General features: G+C 63.4%; 8 protein-coding genes. 5 read left to right on the top strand and 3 right to left on the bottom strand.

Annotated elements, in window-relative coordinates; all coding sequences use genetic code 11:
* Positions 1-18 precede the first annotated feature (18 nt).
* Positions 19-990 (top strand): polysaccharide pyruvyl transferase CsaB, encoded by a 972-nt coding sequence (gene csaB, locus M1R55_RS09390; protein WP_249391542.1) that lies wholly within the window; start codon positions 19-21, stop codon positions 988-990.
* 109 nt (positions 991-1,099) lie between these two features.
* Here the strand turns inward: csaB and M1R55_RS09385 are convergent, their stop codons facing one another.
* The 3 genes from M1R55_RS09385 to M1R55_RS09375 all read right to left on the bottom strand — a co-directional run bounded on the left by M1R55_RS09385 (position 1,100) and on the right by M1R55_RS09375 (position 3,494).
* A complete protein-coding gene (locus tag M1R55_RS09385; RefSeq protein WP_249391541.1) occupies positions 1,100-1,564 on the bottom strand; it encodes a PaaI family thioesterase in 465 nt (154 codons plus the stop codon).
* A 45-nt stretch (positions 1,565-1,609) separates the two neighbouring features.
* Positions 1,610-2,788 (bottom strand): M20 family metallopeptidase, encoded by a 1,179-nt coding sequence (locus M1R55_RS09380; protein WP_249391540.1) that lies wholly within the window; start codon positions 2,786-2,788, stop codon positions 1,610-1,612.
* A gap of 88 nt (positions 2,789-2,876) precedes the next feature.
* On the bottom strand, positions 2,877-3,494 hold the full coding sequence (locus M1R55_RS09375; RefSeq protein ID WP_371827096.1) for a hypothetical protein: 618 nt from the start codon (positions 3,492-3,494) through the stop codon (positions 2,877-2,879).
* Positions 3,495-3,632: 138 nt separating this feature from the next.
* Between M1R55_RS09375 and M1R55_RS09370 the strand changes: the two genes are divergently transcribed.
* The 4 genes from M1R55_RS09370 (at position 3,633) to M1R55_RS09355 (ending at position 8,894) form a co-directional block, all read left to right on the top strand.
* Positions 3,633-4,607: a polyprenyl synthetase family protein gene (locus M1R55_RS09370; protein ID WP_249391539.1), complete on the top strand. Its 975-nt coding sequence runs from the start codon at positions 3,633-3,635 to the stop codon at positions 4,605-4,607.
* A gap of 558 nt (positions 4,608-5,165) precedes the next feature.
* The gene (locus M1R55_RS09365) at positions 5,166-6,410 is read left to right on the top strand and encodes a Glu/Leu/Phe/Val dehydrogenase (protein ID WP_249391538.1); all 1,245 of its coding nucleotides are present in this window, start codon (positions 5,166-5,168) and stop codon (positions 6,408-6,410) included.
* 227 nt (positions 6,411-6,637) lie between these two features.
* Positions 6,638-7,969 carry a Glu/Leu/Phe/Val dehydrogenase gene (locus tag M1R55_RS09360; RefSeq protein WP_249391537.1) on the top strand — a complete coding sequence of 444 codons (1,332 nt, stop codon included), beginning with the start codon at positions 6,638-6,640 and terminating at the stop codon, positions 7,967-7,969.
* Between the two features lie 241 nt (positions 7,970-8,210).
* On the top strand, positions 8,211-8,894 hold the full coding sequence (locus M1R55_RS09355) for a hypothetical protein (protein WP_249391536.1): 684 nt from the start codon (positions 8,211-8,213) through the stop codon (positions 8,892-8,894).
* Positions 8,895-8,936: the final 42 nt, after the last annotated feature.

Raw genomic sequence — 8,936 nt, 5'->3', positions numbered from 1 at the left:
GCTCTGGAAGGTGGCCGAATGAAAGTTACCGTCAGCGGTTACTACGGCTTTGGGAACACGGGCGACGAGGCCATTGCGCTCGCCATTACCCGTGAGTTGAAGCAGCGGGGGAACAGGCCGCTGCTGCTGTCCGAAACGCCCGAAAAGACAGCCCAGACCTACGGCTGCGAGAGTGCGCCGCGCATGAAACCTGCCGGATTGCTGGGAGCCATTGCCCGCTCGGACGTGCTGCTGTCGGGCGGCGGCGGCCTGCTGCAAGACAAGACCAGCGCCCGCACGCTCACCTACTACCTCGGCGTGATCCGTGCGGCGCGGCTGCTGGGCAAGCGCGTGGTGATTTTTAACCAGAGCATTGGGCCGCTCAGTCCGGAAGGGGGACGCAAAGTGGCCTCTGCCCTGCGCGGTCTGCGGGTGATCGTGCGTGACCGGGGGAGCCTCGATACCCTGCAAGCCCTGGGGATTTCGGGCGAACTCGGCGGCGACCCGGCCCTGCTGCTGCACCCCAGCCCCAACCTGCCGCGCCAACTGGATCAGGTCATCATTGCCCCACGCGGCGACGTGACCGAGGCCACCGAGCGCCTGAAAACGGTCACGGCAAGCTTGCAGGCACAGGGCCGCCGTGTGCTGGCTCTCAGCTTTATGCCTGCCCACGATGACGCCGCCGCCCACAGTTTGGGGGCCGATGAAGTGCTGAGTACCGTAGACCCGCAGGTGGCCCTGGACGCGATTGCTTCGTGCGGCTTCGTAATCGGAGTACGCCTGCACGCCATCATTCTGGCTGCCGCTGCGGGCGTGCCGTTTGCAGGCGTGGCCTACGATCCCAAAGTGCAGGGCTTTTGCGCCGATGCTGGTGCGCCGTTTCATCCCATTGCCCTGGATCCACAGGAAGTGTGTCAGCAGGCCTATACCCGCACCGCGCCCGACTGGAACGCGGTGGCCGAGATGAAAGACCGGGCAGAGAGCAGTTTTACGCGGGCGCTGAGTCGGTAGAGCAGAGCGGGCAAAAGTAGAGAACGTGGAGCGGAGAACGTGGAGAAGGCCAAACCACGTTCTCCGCTCCACGTTCGTTTTCCCCAACAGCTCCGTTACCCCCGTGTGTTTACCCCCCGTGCGTCACCACATTGCAGGTGCAGCGGGCCAGCGTCGTCGTGCGGCCCTGCTCGTCCTTCATTTCCACTGTCCAGACCATCACTGTGCGGCCCCGGTAAGCCAGCAGAGCCTCGGCGGTCACCCAGCCCTCGGAAATGCCGCGAACATGAGTGCCGTTCAGGTCGACGCCCACGCCAAATTGTGTTCTGGGGTCGACATTCAGGAAGCTGCCCAGGCTCGCCAGTTCTTCGGCCAGGGCCAAGCTTGCGCCGCCGTGCAGCCGTCCGGTGGGCTGGCGGTTGCCCTCTACGGGCATGCGGGCGGTCAGGCGCTCACGGGTCACGCTCAGCAGTTCTATGCCGAGGCGTTGGCCGAGTGTGCCGCTCAGTTTGCCCATGCGCCCGGCCAATTCTTCGGGCGACAGGCGGGCAAATTCTTCGGGCGTAGGGATTTGAATATCGGGGTGGAGGGTCATGCGGGCATGGTAGAGCGTTTCTGACCGGGTGACCCGCGCCCTGATTTACTCTGGCTGACCCAAGTTCAGTGCAGCGGCGTACAGCATCTTCACGCCCGTTTCTAGGCTGGCTTCGTCGATGGTAAAGCGGGGGTGATGGTGCGGCCAGTGGCTGTCGGCGCTGTCGCTGGCACTGCCCACATTGAAGTAGGCTCCGGGCGCTTTTTGCAGGTAGGCGCTGAAATCTTCGCCTCCCATCGTGGGTTTGGCATCTTGGTACAGGTCAGGGCCGACCGTGTCCAGCGCAATCTCGCGCAGTCTGGCGGCCACCCAATCGGTGTTGATCACGGGGCGGTACCCGAACTCGTAGTTCAGGTCGTACGTCGCGCCGTGTGCGTCACACACACCTTTGATTACTCGCTCGATCAGTTGGGGGGCGCGTGCCCGCAACTCGGCTTCGAAGGTGCGCACTGTGCCTTGTAGCAGCGCCGTATCGGGAATGACGTTGTGGGTACTGCCACTCTGGAACAGCGTAATAGACACCACCAGCGCGTCGAGGGCCGCCACATTCCGGCTGACCACATGCTGCAAATTGGTCACGACCTGTGCGCCGACTGCAATCGGGTCTACGGTCTGTTCGGGGTGTGCGCCGTGTCCGCCCTTGCCGCGAATGGTCAGTGTGAGGGTGTCGGGCGCGGCCATGAACGCCCCCGGCTTCACGGCCACCACTCCGGCAGGCAGCGAGGAATTCAGGTGCAGGCCCGTCACCACGTCCACGCCGTCCATCAGCGGCGTCTCCATCACCAATTCTTCGGCCCCGCCCGGCCCGATTTCCTCGGCATGCTGGAAGATCATGCGGATTTCTCCAGCCACCTCTTCGGGGCGCTCGCTCAGCAGTTTGGCGACACCCAGCAAAATGGCGGTGTGTCCGTCGTGGCCGCAGGCGTGCATCACACCGGGGGTTTGCGAGGCAAATTCAAAGGTGTTTTCCTCGTGAATGGGCAGCGCGTCTATGTCGGCCCGCAAGAGCACCGTGCGGCCCGCTTTTTGACCCTTCAATACGGCCAGCACACTGGTTGGCGTGGGGCGAGACACGCTCAACCCCGGCATCTGCCCCAGCTCCGCTTCGATGTACGCCGCCGTCTGATGCTCGGCAAAGCCCACTTCTGGGTTTTGGTGCAGATGCCGCCGCCACGCCACGAGTTGCTCGGTCAGGGTGCTGGCCCGGTCAATGGATTGTGTCATGTGTGTAGGGTAGACCATTTGAGCGCAGGCGAACAACAAAAACCCCAGCGATGGCTGGGGCTGGGATAGAAAGCTTAACTTAAGAAAACTACTTGCCGTCCTGCCCGATTCGCTCGCTGCTCAGGCGGCCTTTGCCACTGACGTCGTCAAGCTGGGTGGCTCCGTTCTTCCGCATGATGCTCAGGGCTTCGTCGGCCCGCTTGCTGTCGGGGTCACGGGCAATAACGAGTGTGTGGCCGCTTTTCATGGCGTCGTAAAAGCGTTCGGCCTGCACGGGGGGCACACCCATCCGGCGCAGCAATTTGACGTAGTCGCCGTGATCGGAACCGGCCAGCGCACCGAACAGCCCACCGAGGCCCGCGCCGCCCAGCGCCCCGAAGAGCATGCCGTAGATGCCGCCCAGTTGGTAAATCCGGGTTTCGGGAATGATCAGCAGCAGCAGCCAGATGGGGAGCGTGAGGGCCACGCCCGCCAACATGCCGCCGATGGTGCCGCGAATGACCGAGGCGCTGCCGCCGGGTGCTCCAGCTTCGGGGCCGACGCCGGTGGCCTGCGCGATGTCGTCTTCCATGACCACATCGGTGAGGGCAAAGCCGAGGTGATCCCGGTCAAAGCCACGCGCCTTGAGGGCTTCGAGGGCGCTCTTGGCCTGTGTTGGCTCGCGAAAGACGGCAATGACACTTTCCATATCCTGTATTTTTAGCATGAGCGCCCCCCCCGATGTGAGGGACAAACTTCCGGAGGCGTTGGGCAGTCTTCCCAAAGCCGGGCCAAAGCGGGTGTACTGGGGAGCGGGGGTACTTTCGGCCCTAGCACACCGCGCTGCACTTCCTATACTGACAAGATGACTGGCGTGGTAGACGTGGCGGTGCCGAACGTGGCCTTCGAGGGGCGGCTGCGTGAGGTATTGCGCTCCCGCGTGGAATTTATCGAGCTGATCGGAGACGATCTGGTGGCGGCGGGCGGCAAGCGCACCCGGCCCCTGATTTCGTTTCTGGCCGCGCAGGTGCTGGGCGCACAACCGGAGCGGGCAGGCTGGAGCGACGTGATAGACGTGGGCGTGTGCGTGGAACTCCTGCACTCGGCCAGCCTGCTGCACGATGACCTGATCGACGATGCCGACACCCGGCGCGGCAAGCCTTCTGCATTCCGGCGCTTCGGCAACGTGGTCAGCGTGATGAGCGGCGATTTCATGCTGGCGCGCCTGCTGATGCTGCTCTCTAATTTGCCGGGCGGCGCGGCCCTCACGCGGGCTTTTGGGCAAACCGCCAGCGTGATCTGTGAGGGCGAGGTGCTGCAATTTCAGGTGGCCGCCTACGCCGAATACGCGCTGGAACACTATCTGGATGTGATTCACGGCAAAACGGCAGCACTCGTGGAACTGGCCGCCAGTGCGCCCGCCCTGCTGCTGTCGGCCCCCGATACCCAGCGGGAAGCCCTCGCCACATTTGGCCGCGAATACGGCATGGCCTTTCAGATGCAAGACGACCTGCTCGACCTTGCAGGCGAAGAAAGCAGCATTGGCAAGCCTGTGGGCGGCGACCTGCGCGAGGGCAAGGCCACGCTGCCCGTGCTGTACCTGCTGGACGGCCCCCACGCCGATGAGGTGCGCGAGATTCTGGAACGCCGCGCCGCGAACGAGGGCGACGTGGCCCGCGTACGCCAACTGGCCGCCACGGAAGGCACGCTGGAACGCACCCGCGACGAAATCAGACGTCGTGCCGGGCTGGCGGTGCGTGCGCTGGAAACCTTGCCCGCCAGCGAAGCCCGCAGTGCTTTGGCGGCGTTGGCGCAAAAAGAGATCGAGCGGAGTCACTAGGGACAAGGCCTCTCTAGGTCTAGGGTCTGATGGTCTAAGGAAGGGCAATCGCTTCGCTCACTCACCCTCTGCCCACCCCTCCCCCCTCAAGGGTGAGAGAGCCAAACACAGCTTTTTACTTTTAGCCCTCGCGCCCTGTGGGACTCGCAGAGCTGTGCAGCAGAGGAAACCACCAGTAACCGCGTGCGCCCCAGCCCCAGCACCTTCGACCCTCTACCCTTAGACCTCGCCCCTGCCGCCCCAACTCCCCCTCCCCGTCCCAATTGACCGGACAGCCTTTCTAGACCAGACTGACCCGCCGTTCTTCTCGTTTGGAAGGCGGCAGCGAGAGCTGGCCTCGCACTCACACGCTCTGGAAACGCTTCAACTTTTTGGCGTGCCTGTGGAGCTTTTCCGGTTCGCCTGCACTGTAGGTGGCGGCGGGGGCAAACAATGGGGGCAGGCCTCAGCCTTCACGCTTGCCCATTTGTCTATGCGTGTATGCTCTGGTTGCCTCACAATTGCACCGCCTTTTTTTGCTGACAACAGCAACTCACTACCTCTAAGGAGAACTCTGGAATGAGGGCATCAGGACTCAATTGGCAGGGCCTCATGGAGCAACTCCAGGATGCACTGCCCTACTGCGCGGTCAGCGATCAGTCGTTGGCCTATTTCAAGTACCCCAAACGCACCCTGAGCGTGAATTTGCCCGTTCGGATGGACGACGGCCAGATTCGCGTGTTCCGGGGCTACCGCACGGTTCACAGCACGGCGCGTGGCCCCAGCATGGGCGGCGTCCGTTTTAAGGCGGGCCTGAATGCTCATGAATGCGAAGTGTTGGCCGCCATCATGACCCTGAAAGCGGCGGTGGCCGACCTGCCTCTGGGCGGGGCAAAGGGCGGCGTGAACGTTGACCCGGCCACACTGTCGCCCGGAGAACTGGAAGGCCTGACGCGCCGCTATACCAGCGAACTGGTCGATCTGATCGGCAAGAATGAAGACATCCTGGCTCCTGACGTGGGCAGCGACGCGCAGGTCATGGCGTGGATTCTGGACACCTACGGCGAGAACACGGGTGAAACCGTGAGCGGCGTCGTGGTGGGCAAACCCATTCCGCTGGGTGGCAGTTACGCCAGCAAGGATGCACGGGGCCGCAGCGCCGCACTGGTGGCGGGCCGCGTGCTGAAAGAACAGGGCGAGAGCCTGAACCGCGCCCGCGCCGCCGTGTACGGCTTTGGCGACGTGGGCCGCAAGGCCGCCCGCACCCTCGCCGCAGAGGGCGCACTGGTGATCGCCGTGAGCGACCAGGACGGCGGCACCTTTGCCAGCGGCGGCCTGGATCTGGAAGCTCTCGCCGCTTACCGCGAGCAGCACGGCAGCGTTCAGGGCTTTGCCACCGACATCAGCGCCGACGAAGTGATCGAGCTGGACGTAGACGTGCTGATGCTGGCCTACGATTACGGGGCCGTGAACGCCGGAAACGCCCACGCCGTTCGCGCCCGCTACGTGGTGGAAGCCACCAACCGCGCCGTGCTGCCCGAAGCCGAACGCTTCCTGAAGGCGCAGGGCGTGACCGTGCTGCCCGATCTGGTGGCCTCGATTGGCGGCCTGATTGTCAACTATCTGGAATGGGTGCAGGACGCCAGCAACTTCTTCTGGACAGAAACCGAGATTGAGGAAGCGATTGACCAGCGCGTAGACCGGGCTGTAGACGGCGTGCTGGAATTTATGCGAACCCGCCAGACCGATATGCGGACGGCAGCTTACGCGATGGCCCTGAACAGGCTGCACGAAGCCAGCGTGATGCGCGGGGTTTATCCATGAGTCTGGGTTGCTCTGGAATTGATTGCTCTGGACTTGATTGCTCTGGGCCTGGTCCAAGGGTCTAGGGTCTAAGAGTCTGATAGCCCCCCTCATCTCCTGTTTTGCTCCCTCTCCCTTGAGGGGGGAGGGCCGGGGAGGGGGTGAATGAGCAAAGCGATTGCCCTTCCCACTCACTACCCCCGACAATCCACAACCCATATCCGCCCTCCAGAGGAGGTTCCCACCACATGACCACCACCGAACCCAACCCCAACGCCGCCGCGCAGGACACGTCCAAGCTCGGCCACCACGCCATTCCCAGCTACCTCGACTCCAACGACCTCGGCCCCTACGCCATCTATCTGGAGCAGGTGGAGCGGGTCACGCCGTATCTGGGCAAGCTGGCCTACTGGGTCGAAACCCTCAAGCGGCCAAAACGCATTCTGGTCGTAGACGTGCCGATTCACCTCGATGACGGCACGGTAGCGCACTTTGAGGGTTACCGCGTGCAGCACAACACTTCTCGCGGCCCGGCCAAAGGTGGCGTGCGCTACCACCAGGACGTGACGCTGAGTGAAGTGATGGCCCTCAGCGCGTGGATGACGGTGAAAAACGCCGCCGTGAACCTGCCCTACGGCGGCGGCAAGGGCGGCATCCGCATCGACCCGCGCAAGTACAGCACCGGAGAACTGGAACGCCTGACGCGGCGCTACACCACCGAAATCGGCCTCGTGATCGGGCCAGAAAAAGACATCCCCGCCCCCGACGTGAACACCAACCCGCAGACGATGGCGTGGATGATGGACACCTATTCCATGAACGTGGGCCGCACCGCGACGGGCGTGGTGACGGGCAAACCTGTGGCGCTGGGTGGCTCTTTGGGCCGCGCCGACGCCACCGGACGCGGCGTGTTCGTCACGGGCGCAGAAGCCCTCAAGAAGCTGGGCATCCGCTTGGAAGGCGCTCGCATCGCCATTCAGGGCTTCGGCAACGTGGGCGAGGCCGCCGCCCGCATCTTCCACGATCACGGCGCAAAAGTAGTCGCGCTTCAGGACGTGACCGGAACCATTTACAGCGACGGCGGAATTGACCCGCGCACGGCCTTCGCCCACCTGAAACAGACGGGGAAGATCACCGGCCTGGCCGATACCGACGAACTGACCCGCGACGCCTTCTGGGACGTGGACTGCGACGTGCTGATTCCCGCCGCGCTGGAAAAACAGATTACCGACGCCAACGCCGGACGGATCAAGGCCAAGCTGATCGTGGAGGGTGCCAACGGCCCCACCACGCCCGCCGCCGACGACCTGCTGGCCGAGCGCGGCATCACCATCGTGCCCGACGTACTCGCCAACGCGGGCGGCGTCACCGTGTCCTACTTCGAGTGGGTACAGGATTTCTCCTCGTTCTTCTGGACAGAAGATGAGATCAACAAGCGCCTCGACCGAATCATGGGCGAAGCCTTCCTGAGCCTCTGGGACGTGAAGGAGAAACACGGTGTGACTCTGCGGACGGCGGCCTACATCGTGGCCTGCACACGGGTGCTGGAAGCGCGGGCACTCCGCGGGTTGTACCCGTAAAGCTTGAGGGGGAAGGCGTCTAAGGGTCTAAAAGCCTAGGGTCTAAGGTGCTGGGGCAGTGCGATTTTTAGGTAGGCAGAGTATTTGAAATCAACGTCCAGCAAAGCATTCGCCCTTCTTGGACCCTTCGACACTAGACTATTAGACTTTCCCCGCATCTCAACCGAATCCCCCATTCAAAACAACCGCCCCAGCACCTCGGCGGTTGTTTTTCGTGTCCCCTAGCCCCTAGCCTGCCCTCATGCCCTCCCCTGCCCCCACGTTGCCGCCCGTTCTCGCCGAACTCGTGGCCTACTTCGAGCCGTTCTGTACGGTCAGGCGAGACTTCCGTGGGGCCGTGACCCTGCACACGCCAGGAATCAATGTGCTGGCGCTGAATACCTCTTATTTGCCGGAAGATGCGGGCGATGTGCTGCCACTGGTGCGGGCGTGGCATCTGGGGCAAGACGCGCCGCCGCTGGTGACCTCGGTGAGTGCGGTGGCGGGTGAGGACGTGGGGGGCCTGCGTGTAGGCACGTTTGCGCCCGTGCCTGACCCCGGCGTGATCGTGGTGGAGCAGGTGTCGCGGCTGCATCTGCCGACTTGGGCGGGAGTGCTGGCCGAAAGCTACGGCGCGGCAGAATGGGCCGAAGCGTTGGCCCGTCATTTTGCAGGGCCGCTGGAAGGCGATCCCACAAGTGTATTGCTGATGGCTTACGCGGGCGGAGAAGCTATCGGGTCGCTGCTGTGGCGCGAGTTGAATGGCCAGGGCGCAGCGCATCTGTGGGGCACACTCGATCCTGCCGCCGACGCGCCCCTACTGAATGCCGCTGCCCAACTATCGGGTGACACAGGGTCGGGCGGAGAGGTGCGTGTGAGTCTGCCCGACACCTCACCCCTTCATCTTCCGGATGCGAAAATCGTCGCCTTCACCCTCCTGCCGTGAACTATCGTTCTTTCAAGATGAGAAAGGTATCGTTTCCTTAAG

The sequence above is a fragment of the Deinococcus sp. QL22 genome (genome assembly GCF_023370075.1).
Classification (GTDB): Bacteria; Deinococcota; Deinococci; order Deinococcales; family Deinococcaceae; genus Deinococcus.
Note: the sequence above shows the minus strand (reverse complement) of the source record. Positions and strands in the feature narration are given on the sequence as shown.

Coding starts and splice junctions, on each gene's coding strand:
- M1R55_RS09365 (WP_249391538.1), top strand. CDS start 5,166: ATGAGGGCATCAGGACTCAATTGGCAGGGCCTCATGGAGCAACTCCAG.
- M1R55_RS09370 (WP_249391539.1), top strand. CDS start 3,633: ATGACTGGCGTGGTAGACGTGGCGGTGCCGAACGTGGCCTTCGAGGGG.
- M1R55_RS09385 (WP_249391541.1), bottom strand. CDS start 1,564: ATGACCCTCCACCCCGATATTCAAATCCCTACGCCCGAAGAATTTGCC.
- M1R55_RS09375 (WP_371827096.1), bottom strand. CDS start 3,494: ATGCTAAAAATACAGGATATGGAAAGTGTCATTGCCGTCTTTCGCGAG.
- M1R55_RS09355 (WP_249391536.1), top strand. CDS start 8,211: ATGCCCTCCCCTGCCCCCACGTTGCCGCCCGTTCTCGCCGAACTCGTG.
- csaB (WP_249391542.1), top strand. CDS start 19: ATGAAAGTTACCGTCAGCGGTTACTACGGCTTTGGGAACACGGGCGAC.
- M1R55_RS09360 (WP_249391537.1), top strand. CDS start 6,638: ATGACCACCACCGAACCCAACCCCAACGCCGCCGCGCAGGACACGTCC.
- M1R55_RS09380 (WP_249391540.1), bottom strand. CDS start 2,788: ATGACACAATCCATTGACCGGGCCAGCACCCTGACCGAGCAACTCGTG.